Here is a 16,491-nt window from a genome sequence, read left to right on the forward strand (position 1 = left end):
GGGCTTTATGCATCGACCTGTAAGTTTTCAGTCGAACTCAGGTCTGGAAAATCCCCCGATGTGCTCCCTTCCCCCTCGCCCCCTTGGGGAGAGGGCTGGGGTGAGGGGGGGGGATCTAGAGTCCACCACAAAAATCGAGACATAAAAAAGCCCCGCCCGGTTTCACCGGGCGGGGCTTTTTAACGGCTTCGGGAATTACACGAGTGGTTTAGGCTCGTGCTCTTTTTCCTCGGCCTCTTGGTGTTGCTCGACCGCGTCCTGAACCGAGCGTGGTGCTTCAGCAATTACCGACTCAACCACAGCTTCTTCAGTCACCGGAGCAGGAGCTGCCTCGACCACTTCAGCAACCACGGCTGGCTCGGCAGCGACTGGCGCAGCAGCGGCCGCCAGTTCGGCTTCCTTCTGCAGGCGCTCTTCTTCACGCTTGCGACGACGCACTTCACGTGGGTCGTTTGGTGCGCGGCCGCTTGGCGTCAGAGCGCTGACCGGAGCCGGTGCTTCAACGACCGGGGCCGGAGCCTCTGCAACCACTGGCGCTTCGACAACCGGAGCTTGAACGGCAGGCGCTGGTTCAGCGGCGACCACTGGCTCGGCAGCCTTGGCGTGTTCGAACACTGGCGCTTCGACAACCGGCGCTTCAACCACTGGCGTTGGCGTTTCGGCAACAGCCGGCTCGGCAACCCAGTTGAAAGCGGTCTGCTCTTCGCGAACTTCACGCACGGTTTCGGTCACGGTTTCTGCGACGGTTTCAACCACCGGCTCGGCAGCCACAACTGGCGCTGGCTCAACCTGAGGCAGGGTCTCCTGAACCGGTGCCACTTCGACTTCCGGAGCAGCAACCACTTCGACTGGCGTGGTTGCTTCAACAACCGGCGCTTCTACTGGAGCGGTTTCCTGAACAGCCGCGGTAGCGCGCTCAGCTTGCTCGTGGGCTTGTGCTTCGGCCGGTGCACTGATCACGCTGCTGGCAACAGCGGCGGTCACAGCCAGGCCGGCAGAGTCTGGCGCTTCAGTGTTCTCGCCGGCTTCGGATTCTTCCGAGCCTTCGATCACGTTGCCGTTGGCATCACGCTGACGCTCACGACGGTTGCTGCGACGACGCTGACCGCGGGAGCGACGACGTGGACGATCGCCTTCGGCGTTCTCCGAACCGTCTTCCGGCAGTTGCTCTTCGTTGCTGTTCACTTCTTCTTCAGCGACGGCAGCAGCGGCCTGTTCGGCGCGCGGTTGACGTTCTTCACGCGGCGGACGCGGTGCGCGCTCTTCACGTGGCTGACGGGCTGGACGCTCTTCAGCAGTGACGGCAACGGCGGCTGCAGCGGCTGGAACGGCGTCCAGTGGCTCACGCAGTTCACGTACACGCTCTTCACGCTCGCCTCGTGGCTTGCGGTCTTCGCGCGGTGCACGCGGAGCACGTTCTTCACGCGGAGCGCGTGGTGCGCGTTCTTCGCGGGCTACCGGTGCTTCGGTGCGGGCTTCGCGAGGCTCGCGGATTTCACGGGCTTCACGTGGCTGACGCTCTTCGCGCGGCTCACGTGGGGCGCGTTCTTCACGCGGAGCACGTTCTTCGCGCGGCTTGCGTTCTTCATCGCGGCGACCGTTACGGTTGCGGCTCTGCTGACGACCGTTGCGACGCTCTTCGTTGCGGGCCGGACGCTCGGCAGCTGGTTTTTCAACCACAACCGGCGCGGCTGGCTCTTCTTTGGTGGCGAACAGGCTGACCAGCGATTTCACCAGACCTTTGAACAGGCTTGGCTCTGGCGCGGCAACCGGAGCCGGAGCCGGAGCGGCAGGTGCAGCGGCTTCGGTCGGAACCGGAGCGTTGGCACGGGCCGGTGCAGTTTTAACGGCTGCTTCCTGGCGAACCAGGGTGCGGGTCGCCGCGGCTGGCTGGACTTCTTCGACTTCGGCAGCGGCAGCGGCGATTTCGTAGCTCGACTGGTTGGTCGCGGCTTCCGGGCTGTCGTCACGCAAACGCTGAACTTCGAAGTGCGGCGTTTCGAGGTGATCGTTCGGCAGAATGACGATGCGAGCACGGGTGCGCAGTTCGATCTTGGTGATCGAGTTACGTTTTTCGTTGAGCAGGAACGCGGCGACCGGGATCGGCACCTGGGCGCGCACTTCGGCAGTGCGGTCTTTCAGGGCTTCTTCTTCGATCAGGCGCAGGATCGCCAGCGACAGCGATTCAACGTCACGGATGATGCCGGTGCCATTGCAACGCGGGCAGACGATGCCGCTGCTTTCGCCCAGGGATGGACGCAGGCGCTGACGGGACATTTCCAGCAGGCCGAAGCGCGAGATGCGGCCAATCTGCACGCGAGCGCGGTCGGCTTCCAGGCATTCGCGGACTTTTTCTTCCACGGCGCGCTGGTTCTTGGCAGGGGTCATGTCGATGAAGTCGATGACGATCAGGCCGCCGATGTCGCGCAGGCGCAACTGACGGGCGATTTCTTCGGCGGCTTCAAGGTTGGTCTGCAGAGCGGTTTCTTCGATGTCGCTGCCTTTGGTGGCGCGCGCCGAGTTGATGTCGATGGACACCAGGGCTTCGGTCGGATCGATCACGATGGAGCCGCCGGAAGGCAGTTCAACGACGCGCTGGAAAGCGGTCTCGATCTGGCTTTCGATCTGGAAACGGTTGAACAGCGGAACGCTGTCTTCGTACAGCTTGATCTTGCTGGCGTACTGCGGCATCACCTGGCGAATGAAGGTCAGGGCTTCGTCCTGGGCTTCAACGCTGTCGATCAGCACTTCGCCGATGTCCTGGCGCAGGTAATCGCGGATGGCGCGGATGATCACGTTGCTTTCCTGGTAGATCAGGAATGGCGCGGAGCGATCCAGCGAGGCTTCTTTGATGGCGGTCCAGAGTTGCAGCAGATAGTCGAGGTCCCACTGCATTTCTTCGCTGCTGCGGCCCAGGCCGGCAGTGCGCACGATCAGACCCATATCGGCTGGAGCAACCAGACCGTTCAGCGCTTCACGCAGTTCATTGCGTTCTTCGCCTTCGATGCGACGGGAGATACCGCCGGCACGCGGGTTGTTCGGCATCAGCACGAGGTAACGACCGGCCAGGCTGATGAAGGTGGTCAGGGCGGCGCCCTTGTTGCCACGTTCTTCTTTTTCGACCTGAACGATGACTTCCTGGCCTTCGCTCAGGACGTCCTTGATGTTGACGCGGCCTTCAGGGGCTTTCTTGAAGTATTCGCGGGAGATTTCTTTGAGGGGCAGGAAGCCGTGGCGCTCGGAGCCGAAATCGACAAAGGCAGCCTCAAGGCTTGGTTCGATGCGAGTGATGCGGCCTTTATAGATGTTGGCCTTTTTCTGCTCGCGTGCACCGGATTCGATGTCCAGGTCGTAGAGGCGTTGGCCATCTACCAGTGCAACACGCAACTCTTCGGGTTGAGTTGCGTTAATCAGCATTCTTTTCATGTAGTACCGTCGGTTTCCGGGCTGCCGGAAACGGCGTTCGGCACACACGACTTCTCACGGTCGGTGTCAGGTGCGTCGGGAGTGGTTGGCCATTCCCGTGTCCAGCGATATGCGGCCAATTGGGCCGATATAGCGACGTACGCGTCCTGCTTGCTGTGGCTACTTAAGCACTCAGTCAGGAGGAGGAATCAACCAGCGGCTGTGGACGAGATGAAGCGTCTTGATAAAGCCTATTGCTACACAGTCCAGCGGTTGTGCATCTCCACCCTACACGTATCCCTGATAATTCGGGTGCTGCCGCGCGCAGAATCCGCAGCGGGTTGGCATTTACCGTGAGCTCCGAAAGGGGAGGTCACGCATCATGGCTAATTCAGGCGTTGTTTCCGAAACATTCGCTCGGGGTCATCTGCAGCTGACTGCACTTTGTGAACTGGCCTTGAATGTGTGCCTGCCAGGCGAGTAAAAACTCTGCTCGGCGGTGTAATTCAGGCCTCATGTCACCTGCGCTTGTTACAACTGAAAACTCCACCGTTACGTAGCGAAAGCCCCGTAGGACGGCCTCGCGTCCTGGTGAATTGCGTTGGTCAGGGCCGGTTTTTGACCGTGGTTCCTCTGTCCAGGCCGCTTTTGGCGGCGTTCGCGACTATAGCAGCAATGATTAAGTGCTTCAATTCCATAAAAATTGTTATCATCCGCGGCATGACAACTACTGCCCCTTCGACTCCAGGCGTTCAATTGCTTGAAGTCTCGCCGGAGTATGCCGGCCAACGAATAGACAATTTTCTCCTCGCCCGGCTCAAAGGCGTGCCCAAGACCTTGATTTACCGCATTTTGCGTAAAGGCGAAGTGCGCGTGAACAAAGGCAGGATCAAGCCCGAGTACAAGCTGCAGGCCGGCGATATCGTGCGCGTGCCGCCGGTTCGCGTGCCTGAGCGTGATGAACCGGTGCCGCTGGCCCAAGGCCTGTTGCAGCGCCTGGAGGCCTCGATTGTCTACGAAGACAAAGCCCTGATCGTGATCAACAAGCCCGCCGGCATTGCGGTTCATGGTGGTAGCGGTTTGAATTTTGGCGTGATCGAAGCCTTTCGTCAGTTGCGTCCCGATGCCAAGGAGCTGGAGCTGGTTCACCGTCTCGACCGTGACACCTCCGGCCTGCTGATGATTGCCAAGAAGCGCAGCATGCTGCGCCACTTGCACGAGAAACTGCGTGGCGATGGCGTCGACAAGCGTTACATGGCGCTGGTGCGTGGTAACTGGGCGACTTCGATCAAGCAAGTCAGTGCGCCGTTGCTCAAGAGCAACCTGCGTTCCGGTGAGCGCATGGTCGAAGTCAACGACGAGGGCAAAGAAGCCCTGACCGTGTTCAAGGTGCTGCGCCGTTTCGGCGATTTTGCCACCATGGTCGAGGCCAAGCCTGTGACTGGCCGTACTCACCAGATTCGTGTGCACACGCTGCACGCTGGACATTGCATTGCCGGTGACAGCAAGTATGGCGATGAGGATTTCACCAGGGAAATCCGCGATCTGGGCGGCAAGCGTCTGTTTCTGCACGCTTACATGCTGACCGTGCCGCTGCCTGATGGCGGCAAGCTGACCCTGCAGGCGCCGGTTGACGAGATGTGGGCCAAGACCGTGGAGCGATTGAGTGCGCCCATCTGATTACAAACTGCTGATATTCGATTGGGACGGCACGCTGGCCGACTCCATTCACCGGATTGTCGAGGCCATGCATTCGGCGTCCGGGCGCTCCGGTTTCGAGTTGCGTGATGATTTTGCTGTCAAAGGCATTATCGGTCTGGGCCTGCCTGAGGCGATCCGCACCTTGTATCCCGAGATCAGTGACGCCGAAATGACCGCGTTTCGCGAGTATTACGCCGATCACTACATCGCTGCCGAAGCTGTGCCTTCACCGTTGTTCGAAGGCGTAGTCGAGTCGATGGCGTCCTTTCGCGAGCAGGGTTATCACCTCGCGGTGGCCACCGGCAAGAATCGTCGCGGCCTGGATCGGGTGCTCAAGGCCAATGGCTGGGAAGATTATTTCGATATCACCCGCGCCGCCGATGAAACTGCCAGCAAGCCGCACCCTCTGATGCTGGAACAGATCCTCGCTCATTGTGGTGTGCGCCCGGAGCAGGCGCTGATGGTCGGCGATTCGTCCTTCGATCTGTTGATGGCGCGCAATGCCGGGATGGATTCGGTAGCAGTCAGCTATGGCGCGCAATCGATCGAGTCGCTGCAGCAGTTCGAGCCGCGCCTGTCGATCGACCGTTTTTGCGAATTGCATGCCTGGCTGGAGAAGCAGGCTTAATACGTTTTTGCTGGGGTGAATGGCATGACCGACGAATGGAAAGCACCGGCCAAGGCAAGTGCCGACGGCGGTGACGAGAAAAGCTGGAAACTGTTGGAAAAGACCCTGCTCGCCGGGGTGCAGGAACAGCGTCGTTCGCGGCGTTGGGGGATTTTCTTCAAGCTGCTGACGTTTGTTTATCTGTTTGTCGCGCTGATTCTGTTCACGCCGCTGATGGACATGGAAAAGAGCGCCACACGCGGCCCGAATTACACCGCGTTGATCGACGTCACCGGCATGATCGCCGACAAAGAGCCGGCCAGTGCAGATAATATCGTCGGCAGTCTGCGGGCGGCGTTCGAGGACAAGAAGGTCAAGGGCGTTATCCTGCGTATCAACAGTCCGGGCGGTAGTCCGGTGCAGTCGGGTTATGTCTATGACGAAATCAAGCGTCTGCGCGGCCTGCATCCGGAGATCAAGCTGTATGCGGTGATTTCCGACCTGGGGGCGTCCGGTGCTTACTACATCGCCAGCGCGGCGGATCAGATCTACGCCGACAAGGCGAGTCTGGTTGGCTCGATTGGTGTAACAGCGGCCGGTTACGGCTTTGTCGGCACCATGGAGAAGCTGGGTGTCGAGCGTCGTACGTACACCTCCGGCGAGCACAAATCGTTCCTCGATCCGTTTCAGCCGCAGAAGCCTGATGAAACGGCATTCTGGCAAACGGTGCTGGACACGACGCACAAGCAGTTCATCAACAGCGTCAAGCAAGGTCGTGGCGATCGCCTGAAAGACAAAGAACATCCGGAGTTGTTCTCCGGGCTGGTCTGGTCAGGCGAGCAGGCGCTGTCGCTGGGCTTGATCGATGGTCTGGGCAACGCCAGTTCGGTGGCGCGTGATGTGATTGGCGAGAAAGAGTTGGTGGACTTCACCGTTCAAGAGTCGCCGTTTGATCGCTTTTCGAAAAAGCTCGGTGCCAGCGTGGCTGAGCAGTTGGCGATGTGGATGGGTTTCCACGGGCCTTCGTTGCGCTGATTCGTTGTAAAGATCAAAAGATCGCAGCCTGCGGCAGTTCCTACAGTGATCGGTGTAGGAGTTGCCGCAGGCTGCGATCTTTTTGCTTTATGGGATCTGCACACCCTCAGCCAGCAACATGTCGATCAGGCGAATCAGCGGCAAGCCGATCAGGCTGGTGGCGTCAGGGCCTTCGGTGGACTTAAACAGGCTCACACCCAGGCCTTCAGCCTTGAAGCTGCCTGCGCAGTCGTACGGCTGTTCGATACGCAAGTAGCGTTCGATGCTCGCTTGATCCAGTGTGCGCATGTGCACGGTAAACGGCACGCAGTCGACCTGGCATTCGCCGCTCTGGCTATTGAGCAGCGCCAGGCCTGTCAGGAAGGTCACGCTGGCGCCGCTAGCCGCCAGCAGTTGTTCGCGTGCCTTCTCGAAGGTGTGCGGCTTGCCGATGATCTGTTCGCCGAGCACGGCAACCTGGTCCGAGCCGATAATCAGATGAGCGGGGTGGCTGTCAGCCAGTGCCCGGGCTTTTTGTTCGGCGAGGCGTTTGACCAGTTCGATTGCTGATTCGCCCGGGCGATGACTTTCATCGATATCCGGCGAGCTGCAGACGAACGGCAAGTGCAGGCGGGCGAGCAATTCCCGACGATAGGTCGAGCTTGAAGCGAGTAATAAAGGCAGCATTCGCGTCTCCTGAGGCAGGTGCGAATTCTAGCGGAGGCACGCAAGTGACGGACAGGGCACAATTTCCTTTGACATGGGTGGGTGCATCCCTATAATGCTGCGCCTATGTTGAATGACCCGATTCCACCTCACGTTGACCCGCGCAAATTGGCTGACCGTGGCACCACCCTTCAAGGTGAACTGCTGCTGGCCGATTTGAAGAGACTCTGCGACCCGCTTTCCGACGATGTCGGTACGGTGCAGGCGAAATTCGTTTTTGAACGAGATGAACGTAAATCTGTGGTGATCCACAGCTTTATCGACACCGAAGTCAAAATGGTTTGCCAGCGTTGTCTTGAGCTGGTCACCCTGCCGATCCACAGCGAATGCAGTTACGCTGTTGTGAAGGAGGGTGCGAATACCCAGTCGTTACCGAAAGGTTATGACGTGCTGGAACTGGGCGAAGATCCATTGGATCTGCAGTCACTGATCGAGGAGGAGCTTCTGCTCGCCTTGCCCATTGTGCCTGCTCATCATCCGGAAGAATGCCAGCAGCCGGCGGGAGCAGATGAGCCCGAACCGAGCGAGGACGAGGTAACGCGGTCCAACCCGTTCAGTGTATTGGCGCAGTTAAAGCGTGACCCAAACGTTTAGGAGTTAATCAATTATGGCTGTTCAGCAGAACAAAAAATCCCGCTCTGCCCGTGACATGCGCCGTTCGCACGACGCTCTCGAGGCTAGCACTCTGTCTGTAGAAAAAACCACTGGTGAAGTTCACCTGCGTCACCATGTATCGCCAGAAGGCGTATACCGTGGCCGTAAAGTGATCGACAAGGGCGCTGACGAGTAATCACTTGTCCGCTCAAGTCATCGCGATTGACGCAATGGGCGGGGACTTCGGTCCCCGCAGCATTGTTCAGGCCAGCCTTGCTTGCCTTTCTGCTACGCCCTCGCTGCATCTGACCCTTGTCGGTCAACCCTCCCTTCTTGAAGAATTGATCAACGGCCAGTCGGTTGCCGATCGCGCGCGCCTGACGATTGTCCCGGCCAGCGAAGTCATCACCATGGACGAGAAACCGACCCAGGCCTTGCGTGGCAAGCCGGACTCGTCGATGCGTGTCGCCCTTGAACTGGTCCGTGATGGCAAGGCGCAAGCGTGTGTCAGTGCCGGCAATACCGGTGCGTTGATGGCGTTGTCGCGGTTTGTGCTGAAAACGCTGCCCGGTATCGATCGGCCGGCGATGGTGGCGGCTATTCCGACGCAGAAGGGTTATTGCCAGTTGCTCGACCTGGGCGCCAACGTCGATTGCAGTGCCGAGCATTTGCTGCAGTTTGCGGTGATGGGCTCGGTGGCGGCGCAGACGCTGGGTATCCATCGCCCGCGTGTCGCGTTGCTGAACATCGGCACCGAAGACATCAAGGGCAATCAGCAGGTCAAACTGGCCGCAACGCTGTTGCAGGCTGCCCGTGGCATCAATTACATCGGCTTTATCGAAGGCGACGGTTTGTATCGTGGCGAGGCTGACGTCGTGGTGTGTGATGGTTTCGTTGGCAACATCCTGCTCAAGTCCAGTGAAGGGCTGGCCACTATGATTGCTGCGCGTATCGAAGCGCTGTTCAAACAAAATCTCGCTTCCCGTGTCGTGGGGGCTTTGGCGTTGCCGCTGATGAAGCGTTTGCAGGCCGATCTGGCGCCGGCGCGACATAACGGCGCAAGCTTTCTCGGCTTGCAGGGTATCGTGGTGAAAAGCCATGGTTCGGCCGGGGTTCAGGGCTTTCAGAGTGCTATTTCGCGAGCGCTGATCGAGATTCAGGAGAACCTCCCCGAGCGCCTCCACGGTCGTCTGGAGGATTTGTTGTCTTAGGCGTTTTCGTCGGACAATGCTTAAATGTGACCGCCCGGTTCAAAGGGCCATCCAACTGTCAGTTTCTTGCGTCCCCAAGCGGGGCGTCATTTTTCGACGACAAGATCATTAGGGGCTTGTTACATGTCTGCTTCCCTCGCATTCGTCTTTCCAGGACAGGGTTCGCAGTCCCTCGGCATGCTGGCCGAGCTGGGCGCGGAATATCCGTTGATCCTCGAAACTTTCAAAGAAGCCTCTGAGGCTCTGGGCTATGACCTGTGGGCGCTGACCCAGCAGGGCCCGGAAGAGCTGCTCAATCAAACCGATAAAACCCAACCGGCCATTCTGACCGCTTCGGTCGCCCTGTGGCGTCTGTGGCTGGCGGAAGGTGGTGCACGTCCGGCCTTTGTTGCCGGTCACAGCTTGGGTGAATACAGCGCGCTGGTCGCTGCTGGCAGCCTGACACTGGCTGAAGCGGTGAAGCTCGTTGAGCGCCGTGGTCAGTTGATGCAGGAAGCGGTTCCGGCCGGGCAGGGCGGCATGGCTGCCATCCTCGGTCTGGAAGATGCTGATGTGCTGGCTGCCTGCGCCGAAGCGGCGCAAGGTGAAGTGGTCAGCGCGGTCAACTTCAACTCGCCGGGCCAAGTGGTCATTGCCGGTGCCAAGGCTGCCGTCGAGCGCGCCATCGAAGGCTGCAAGGCGCGTGGCGCCAAGCGTGCCATGCCGCTGCCGGTGAGCGTGCCGTCGCACTGCGAACTGATGCGTCCGGCGGCCGAGCGCTTTGCCGAATCCATCGCCGCCATCGACTGGCAGGCGCCGCAGATCCCGGTGGTACAGAACGTCAGTGCGCAAGTGCCGGCCGATCTGGAAACCCTCAAGCGTGATCTGCTCGAACAACTGTACAAGCCAGTACGCTGGGTCGAGTCGGTACAGACTCTCGCTGCCAAAGGTGCGACCAATCTGGTCGAATGCGGCCCGGGCAAAGTGCTGGCCGGTCTGAACAAACGTTGCGCTGAAGGCGTGGCGACTTCCAACCTCAATACCCCAGATGCTTTCGCTGCCGCTCGCGCAGCGCAAGCCTGAATCAGGAGAAACTTGCATGAGTCTGCAAGGTAAAGTTGCACTGGTCACCGGTGCAAGCCGTGGCATTGGCCAGGCCATCGCGCTGGAACTGGGTCGTCAGGGCGCCATCGTTGTTGGCACCGCGACCTCCGCTTCGGGCGCCGAGCGCATTGCCGCGACCCTGAAGGAAAACGGTATTCAGGGCACTGGCCTTGAGCTTAACGTAACTAGCGATGAATCGGTCAGCGCTGTGCTGGCAAGCATTCAGGAGAAGTTCGGTGCGCCAGTGGCGATCCTGGTCAATAATGCCGGCATCACCCGCGATAACCTGATGATGCGCATGAAAGACGATGAGTGGTACGACGTGATCGATACCAACCTGAACAGTCTATTCCGCCTGTCCAAGGGCGTTCTGCGCGGTATGACCAAGGCGCGCTGGGGCCGAATTATCAGTATTGGCTCGGTGGTGGGTGCCATGGGCAACGCAGGCCAAGTAAACTATGCAGCCGCCAAGGCCGGTCTGGAAGGTTTCAGCCGTGCAATGGCGCGTGAAGTTGGTTCGCGTTCGATTACGGTCAACTCGGTAACCCCAGGGTTTATCGACACCGATATGACGCGCGAGCTGCCTGAAGCACAGCGTGAAGCCTTGCAGACGCAGATTCCGCTGGGTCGTCTGGGGCAAGCTCAAGAGATCGCGTCTGTGGTCGCTTTTCTTGCATCCGACGGTGCGGCATACGTCACCGGGGCTACAATCCCGGTGAACGGTGGGATGTACATGTAAGTAAAATGTGACGGATTGCTTCAAAAAAATGTCATACGAGCTGTCTAAAATCCGTTATAAAGCTGCAATCTATTTATAGGCAGAGGGCTGCAGGGTTTGAGGAGTGAAGCTTTCAGTTGAAAAACTGAAAAGTCTTTCTATACACTTACCCACTGGCCAGCTGCCTGAATTTGTCCATTAGGAGTGAAAACAAGGTATGAGCACCATCGAAGAGCGCGTCAAGAAAATCGTTGCCGAGCAACTGGGTGTTAAAGAAGAAGAAGTGGTCAACAAAGCTTCCTTCGTAGAAGACCTGGGTGCCGACTCCCTTGACACCGTTGAGCTGGTGATGGCTCTGGAAGAGGAATTCGAGACCGAAATCCCTGACGAAGAAGCTGAAAAGATCACTACTGTACAAGCTGCAATCGACTACGTTACTAGCCACCAGGCGTAATAGTTTGTAATCGTTGTTTGCTGTCATGGAAAAACCGCACTGCCATCATGGCGTGCGGTTTTTTCTTTAGGCCTGATGCAAAATCGTCATTTGAAAAAGGAGAGTGCTGTGTCGCGTAGACGCGTCGTAGTCACCGGTATGGGTATGTTGTCGCCACTGGGCACGGATGTGCCGAGCAGTTGGCAGGGCATTCTGGCTGGCCGCAGTGGCATTGGTCTGATCGAACACACCGACCTTTCTGCCTATTCCACCCGCTTTGGCGGCTCGGTAAAGGGCTTCAATGTCGAGGAATACCTGTCGGTCAAGGAAGCGCGCAAGCTCGACCTGTTCATTCAGTACGGTCTCGCTGCCGGCTTTCAAGCCGTACGCAACGCTGGTCTGGAAGTCACCGACGCCAACCGTGAACGCATTGGCGTGGCCATGGGTTCGGGGATCGGCGGTCTGACCAACATCGAAGAAACCAGCCGTACCCTGCATGAGACGGGCCCGCGTCGAATCTCGCCATTCTTCGTACCAGGCTCGATCATCAATATGATTTCCGGTTTCCTGTCCATCCACCTGGGTGCACAGGGGCCTAACTACGCCATCGCTACTGCATGTACCACCGGTACGCACTGCATAGGCATGGCGGCGCGCAACATCATGTACGACGAAGCCGACGTGATGATTGCCGGCGGTGCCGAAATGGCCGCGTGCGGTCTGGGCATGGGCGGCTTCGGCGCGTCCCGTGCACTGTCGACCCGCAACGATGAACCGACCCGCGCCAGCCGTCCATGGGACAAGGGCCGTGACGGCTTCGTCCTGTCTGACGGTGCCGGTGCACTGGTTCTCGAAGAACTGGAGCACGCCAAGGCGCGTGGCGCGACTATCTATGCCGAGCTGATCGGGTTCGGTACCAGCGGCGATGCGTTCCATATGACCTCGCCACCAGCCGACGGCGCCGGTGCCGCACGCTGCATCACTAATGCGCTGCGCGATGCGAAGATCAACGTCGATCAAGTGCAGTACATCAACGCTCACGGTACTTCGACTCCGGCCGGCGACCTCGCCGAAGCCAATGCGATCAAGACTGTGTTCGGTGATCACGCCTACAAACTCGCCGTGAGCTCGACCAAGTCCATGACCGGTCACCTGTTGGGTGCGGCGGGCGCCGTCGAAGCGATCTTCAGCGTGTTGGCGATCAATAGTCAGGTCGCACCGCCGACCATCAACCTTGATGAGCCGGACGAAGGTTGCGACCTCGATTTCGTGGCGCACACCGCGCGCAACATGGACATCGATGTCGTGCTGTCCAACTCCTTCGGTTTTGGCGGCACCAACGGCACCTTGGCGTTCCGTCGGTTCGCAGGCTGATGGACAGCTGGGTCGACGGTCAACCGGCTGACGCTCTGTCGCTGAAAGATCGCGGCCTGGCTTACGGCGACGGTCTGTTCGAGACCATCGCCGTGCGTGGTGGTCAGCCGATCCTGTTGGATCGGCATCTGACGCGATTGGCCGATGGCTGCTCGCGTCTGGCCATCGCCGCCGATATCGAGCTGATTCGCCATGAGCTGCTCAGCTATGCGGCAGCAATGGGCGAGGGCGTGCTTAAGCTCATCCTCACCCGTGGCGACGGTTTGCGCGGTTATGCGCCTGATCCGGCGGCGCCTGGCCGACGCATTCTGCAAGGCAACCCTCCTGCGGCTTATCCTGCTGTGCATGCTGAACAAGGCGTTCGCCTGTTTCCCTGCAACACGCGCCTGGCCAAACAGCCTTTACTGGCTGGACTCAAACACCTCAATCGACTGGAACAAGTCATCGCCCGTGCCGAATGGCAGGACAGCGAGCATGCCGAAGGCTTGATGCTGGATCAGGTGGGGCGCGTGATAGAAGGGGTGTTCAGCAACCTGTTCATCGTTCGTGACGGTGTGTTGATCACGCCGGATCTGAAGCGTTGTGGCGTCGCCGGTGTGATGCGCGCCGAAATATTGTTTCAGGCTGAGTCACTGGCCATTCCCACGCAGATCGCTGACATCAGCCTCGAACAGCTGCAATGGGCCGATGAAGTGTTTGTCTGCAACAGCGTGTATGGCGTCTGGCCGGTACGCGCCTGTGCTGCACTGAGCTGGCCGGTTGGCCCGCTCACCCGTAAACTGCAAACCATTGCCCGCGCCCTACTGGATGCCTGATTTGTGAGACGTAAACTTTTGCTGCTGCTGGAAACCGGACTGGTTCTGGCAGGGCTGTTGATGGGCGCCAGCGCCTGGAAGATTCACAGCGCACTGGAACAGCCTCTGAACATCACGCAGGAAGAACTGCTGGATGTGCCGAAAGGCTCCACCCCGACCCGTACATTCCTTTCCCTCGAAACCGATGGCGTCATCAATGACGCATTCTGGTTGCGCGTCTATTGGCGCTTCAACCTCGCCGGTACGCCGATCCACAGCGGCGAATACCGCATGCAGCCGGGCATGACCGTCAACGGTCTGATCGATTTGTGGAAGCGCGGTGAAGTGGTCCAGTACAGCCTGACACTGGTCGAGGGCTGGAATTTCCATCAAGTGCGCGCGGCGTTGGCCAAGGATGACAAGATCGAGCAGACCCTCAACGGTTTGAGCGACAGCGACGTCATGGCGAAGATTGGTCATAAGGGCTTGTTCCCGGAAGGCCGTTTCTTCCCCGACACTTACCGCTTTGTGCGTGGCATGTCCGATGCCGAACTGCTGAAGAAAGCCTTTGATCGTCTTGATGAAGTGCTGGCGAAAGAGTGGGAAAGTCGTTCTGCCGATGTACCGTACACCGAACCCTATCAAGCGCTGATCATGGCCTCGCTGGTCGAGAAGGAAACCGGTGTGCCGCAGGAGCGGGGGCAGATTGCCGGTGTCTTCGTGCGCCGCATGGCCTTGGGCATGCAACTGCAAACCGACCCGACCGTCATCTACGGTCTGGGCGATCGCTATAACGGCAAACTGACTCGCGCGCATTTGAAAGAGCCGACGCCTTACAACACCTACGTAATTCCCGGCCTGCCACCGACACCGATTGCGATGGTCGGGCGCGAAGCGATTCACGCGGCGCTGAACCCGGTGGATGGCACCAGCCTGTACTTCGTTGCACGTGGCGATGGCAGCCATGTGTTCTCCGATGATCTGGATGCGCACAATAATGCGGTGCGTGAGTACCAGCTCAAGCGCCGTGCCGATTACCGTTCCAGCCCGGCGCCGACGACATCGCCTGAAGCCGGTCCGGCTGCCGAGGAGGCGATTCCCGCTGCATCTCCGGATACCGCCCCGGAATCGTTGCCGCAAGTTCCGCCTCAGGAGCCTGCGCCGGCTCCCGAAGCTGCTGCCCCCCAAAACACGCAATGACGTTGATTAAGGACTGCCTGTGACTGGCTTGTTTATTACCCTGGAAGGCCCGGAAGGCGCCGGCAAAAGCACTAACCGCGAATACCTTGCCGAGCGCCTGCGCGCCGCCGGTATCGAGGTGGTGCTGACCCGTGAGCCGGGTGGTACGCCATTGGCCGAGCGGATTCGCGATGTGCTGCTGGCGCCGGCCGACGAGGTCATGAACCCGGACGCCGAGCTCTTGCTGGTATTCGCCGCGCGCGCTCAGCACTTGGCTGAAGTGATCCGTCCGGCGCTGAACCGTGGTGCGGTGGTGCTGTGTGATCGCTTCACCGATTCGACTTACGCCTATCAGGGTGGCGGTCGCGGTTTGTCGCTGGAGCGCATCGCCACGCTGGAAACTTTTGTGCAGGGCGATCTGCGTCCGGATCTGACGCTGATTTTTGATCTGCCGGTGGAGATCGGCCTGGCTCGCGCCAGTGCCCGTGGCCGTCTGGATCGTTTCGAGCTGGAGGGTCGGGCGTTTTTCGAGGCAGTGCGCAATGCGTTTCTGAAACGCGCCGAAGCCGATCCCGCGCGCTATGTGCGCATCGATGCCGGTCAGCCATTGGCCAAGGTTCAACAATCGCTGGATACCTTGTTGCCGAACTTGCTGGAGCTGGCCCGTGGCTGAGGCCTATCCATGGCAGGACAGTCTCTGGCAGCAACTGGCCGGGCGTAAACAGCACGCCCACGCCTATCTGCTGCATGGCCCGGCCGGCATCGGCAAACGTGCATTGGCCGAACGCTTGATGGCGAGTCTGCTGTGCCAGCGGCCGACGCCGGAAGCCTGCGGCGAGTGCAAATCCTGCCTGCTGCTCAAGGCCGGCAGCCACCCGGATAATTACATTCTCGAGCCGGAAGAAGCCGACAAGGCGATCAAGGTCGATCAGGTCCGCGATCTGGTCAGCTTCGTGGTGCAGACTGCGCAGTTGGGTGGACGCAAAGTGGTGCTGATCGAGCCGGTCGAGTCGATGAACATCAACGCCGCCAACGCCTTGCTCAAGAGCCTTGAAGAACCGTCCGGCGATACCGTGTTGCTGTTGGTCAGCCACCAGACCAGCCGGTTGCTGCCGACGATCAAGAGCCGTTGCGTGCAGCAGGCCTGTCCGTTGCCGGGCGAGGCGATGAGCCTGCAATGGCTGGCCCAGGCGTTGCCCGATTGCTCCGAAGAGGAGCGCGTCGAATTGCTGACGCTGGCAGCCGGCTCGCCGTTGATGGCAGTCAGTCTGCAATCTCAGGGCGTGCGTGAACAGCGCGCGCAAGTGGTCGAAGGCGTGAAGAAGTTGCTCAAGCAACAGCAATCACCGACGCAATTGGCCGAAGAATGGAAAAGCATTCCGATGCTGCGTCTGTTTGACTGGTTCTGCGATTGGTCGAGCCTGATCCTGCGTTATCAGTTGACTCAGGATGAAGCAGGGCTCGGTCTGACCGACATGCGCAAAGTCGTGCAATACCTTGCGCAGAAAAGCGCGCAAGGCAAAGTCCTGGAGATTCAGGACTGGATTCTCGCCCAGCGCCAGAAAGTCCTGAGCAAGGCCAACCTCAATCCGGCCTTGCTGCTGGAAGCATTGTTGGTGCAATGGGCGGGATTGCCTGCTCAAAGATAAGAA

16 protein-coding genes are annotated in these 16,491 nt (G+C 59.4%); 14 read left to right on the top strand and 2 right to left on the bottom strand.

Translation table 11 applies throughout. The annotated features are described in order from the left end of the window. Positions 1 to 195: 195 nt before the first annotated feature. Complete coding sequence (gene rne, locus QZR14_RS23985; RefSeq protein ID WP_311997914.1) at positions 196 to 3,426, bottom strand: ribonuclease E; 3,231 nt, start codon at positions 3,424 to 3,426, stop codon at positions 196 to 198. Between the two features lie 699 nt (positions 3,427 to 4,125). Between rne and rluC the strand changes: the two genes are divergently transcribed. The 3 genes from rluC to sppA are packed head-to-tail and all read left to right on the top strand — an operon-like array spanning position 4,126 to position 6,748. Beyond that, positions 4,126 to 5,085, top strand: a complete 960-nt coding sequence (rluC, locus tag QZR14_RS23990; protein WP_250605972.1) for a 23S rRNA pseudouridine(955/2504/2580) synthase RluC — start codon at positions 4,126 to 4,128, stop codon at positions 5,083 to 5,085. Then, positions 5,072 to 5,734, top strand: a complete 663-nt coding sequence (locus QZR14_RS23995; protein WP_311997915.1) for an HAD-IA family hydrolase — start codon at positions 5,072 to 5,074, stop codon at positions 5,732 to 5,734. Before rluC ends, QZR14_RS23995 begins: the two co-directional genes overlap by 14 nt. Positions 5,735 to 5,758: 24 nt before the next feature. Further along, positions 5,759 to 6,748 (top strand): signal peptide peptidase SppA, encoded by a 990-nt coding sequence (gene sppA / locus QZR14_RS24000; RefSeq protein WP_311997916.1) that lies wholly within the window; start codon positions 5,759 to 5,761, stop codon positions 6,746 to 6,748. Positions 6,749 to 6,835: 87 nt separating this feature from the next. On the opposite strand, the gene QZR14_RS24005 is transcribed toward sppA, so the two are convergent. Beyond that, positions 6,836 to 7,414 (bottom strand): Maf family protein, encoded by a 579-nt coding sequence (locus QZR14_RS24005; RefSeq protein WP_311997917.1) that lies wholly within the window; start codon positions 7,412 to 7,414, stop codon positions 6,836 to 6,838. Between the two features lie 105 nt (positions 7,415 to 7,519). Between QZR14_RS24005 and QZR14_RS24010 the strand changes: the two genes are divergently transcribed. From QZR14_RS24010 to QZR14_RS24060, 11 genes are all read left to right on the top strand, one after another. Beyond that, a complete protein-coding gene (locus QZR14_RS24010; RefSeq protein ID WP_003204262.1) occupies positions 7,520 to 8,047 on the top strand; it encodes a YceD family protein in 528 nt (175 codons plus the stop codon). Positions 8,048 to 8,060: 13 nt separating this feature from the next. After that, positions 8,061 to 8,243: a 50S ribosomal protein L32 gene (gene rpmF, locus QZR14_RS24015; RefSeq protein ID WP_003179396.1), complete on the top strand. Its 183-nt coding sequence runs from the start codon at positions 8,061 to 8,063 to the stop codon at positions 8,241 to 8,243. A 4-nt stretch (positions 8,244 to 8,247) separates the two neighbouring features. Continuing rightward, a complete protein-coding gene (gene plsX / locus QZR14_RS24020; protein ID WP_311997919.1) occupies positions 8,248 to 9,258 on the top strand; it encodes a phosphate acyltransferase PlsX in 1,011 nt (336 codons plus the stop codon). Positions 9,259 to 9,381: 123 nt separating this feature from the next. Next, positions 9,382 to 10,320: an ACP S-malonyltransferase gene (fabD, locus tag QZR14_RS24025; protein ID WP_311997920.1), complete on the top strand. Its 939-nt coding sequence runs from the start codon at positions 9,382 to 9,384 to the stop codon at positions 10,318 to 10,320. Positions 10,321 to 10,336: 16 nt separating this feature from the next. Beyond that, a complete protein-coding gene (gene fabG, locus QZR14_RS24030) occupies positions 10,337 to 11,080 on the top strand; it encodes a 3-oxoacyl-ACP reductase FabG (protein WP_311997921.1) in 744 nt (247 codons plus the stop codon). 196 nt (positions 11,081 to 11,276) lie between these two features. Continuing rightward, a complete protein-coding gene (gene acpP, locus QZR14_RS24035; RefSeq protein WP_311997922.1) occupies positions 11,277 to 11,513 on the top strand; it encodes an acyl carrier protein in 237 nt (78 codons plus the stop codon). Between the two features lie 108 nt (positions 11,514 to 11,621). Then, on the top strand, positions 11,622 to 12,866 hold the full coding sequence (gene fabF, locus QZR14_RS24040; RefSeq protein WP_101156232.1) for a beta-ketoacyl-ACP synthase II: 1,245 nt from the start codon (positions 11,622 to 11,624) through the stop codon (positions 12,864 to 12,866). Further along, complete coding sequence (gene pabC / locus QZR14_RS24045) at positions 12,866 to 13,681, top strand: aminodeoxychorismate lyase (protein WP_250605977.1); 816 nt, start codon at positions 12,866 to 12,868, stop codon at positions 13,679 to 13,681. Before fabF ends, pabC begins: the two co-directional genes overlap by 1 nt. Before the next feature lie 3 nt (positions 13,682 to 13,684). Beyond that, positions 13,685 to 14,860: an endolytic transglycosylase MltG gene (gene mltG, locus QZR14_RS24050; protein WP_311997923.1), complete on the top strand. Its 1,176-nt coding sequence runs from the start codon at positions 13,685 to 13,687 to the stop codon at positions 14,858 to 14,860. Between the two features lie 19 nt (positions 14,861 to 14,879). Further along, entirely contained in the window at positions 14,880 to 15,512 is a 633-nt protein-coding gene (gene tmk / locus QZR14_RS24055; RefSeq protein WP_122597220.1) for a dTMP kinase, read from the top strand. Then, positions 15,505 to 16,488 carry a DNA polymerase III subunit delta' gene (locus tag QZR14_RS24060; RefSeq protein WP_311997924.1) on the top strand — a complete coding sequence of 328 codons (984 nt, stop codon included), beginning with the start codon at positions 15,505 to 15,507 and terminating at the stop codon, positions 16,486 to 16,488. The genes tmk and QZR14_RS24060 overlap by 8 nt, the downstream gene beginning before the upstream one ends. The last annotated feature ends 3 nt before the right edge of the window (positions 16,489 to 16,491 follow it).

Source organism: Pseudomonas sp. rhizo66, from assembly GCF_031931925.1.
In the GTDB taxonomy this organism is placed as follows: domain Bacteria; phylum Pseudomonadota; class Gammaproteobacteria; order Pseudomonadales; family Pseudomonadaceae; genus Aquipseudomonas.

Bases quoted from the DNA above. Each gene is read 5' to 3' on its own strand.
- rne (WP_311997914.1), bottom strand. From the start codon at position 3,426: ATGAAAAGAATGCTGATTAACGCAACTCAACCCGAAGAGTTGCGTGTT.
- rluC (WP_250605972.1), top strand. From the start codon at position 4,126: ATGACAACTACTGCCCCTTCGACTCCAGGCGTTCAATTGCTTGAAGTC.
- sppA (WP_311997916.1), top strand. From the start codon at position 5,759: ATGACCGACGAATGGAAAGCACCGGCCAAGGCAAGTGCCGACGGCGGT.
- QZR14_RS24005 (WP_311997917.1), bottom strand. From the start codon at position 7,414: ATGCTGCCTTTATTACTCGCTTCAAGCTCGACCTATCGTCGGGAATTG.
- QZR14_RS24010 (WP_003204262.1), top strand. From the start codon at position 7,520: ATGTTGAATGACCCGATTCCACCTCACGTTGACCCGCGCAAATTGGCT.
- rpmF (WP_003179396.1), top strand. From the start codon at position 8,061: ATGGCTGTTCAGCAGAACAAAAAATCCCGCTCTGCCCGTGACATGCGC.
- fabD (WP_311997920.1), top strand. From the start codon at position 9,382: ATGTCTGCTTCCCTCGCATTCGTCTTTCCAGGACAGGGTTCGCAGTCC.
- fabG (WP_311997921.1), top strand. From the start codon at position 10,337: ATGAGTCTGCAAGGTAAAGTTGCACTGGTCACCGGTGCAAGCCGTGGC.
- acpP (WP_311997922.1), top strand. From the start codon at position 11,277: ATGAGCACCATCGAAGAGCGCGTCAAGAAAATCGTTGCCGAGCAACTG.
- pabC (WP_250605977.1), top strand. From the start codon at position 12,866: ATGGACAGCTGGGTCGACGGTCAACCGGCTGACGCTCTGTCGCTGAAA.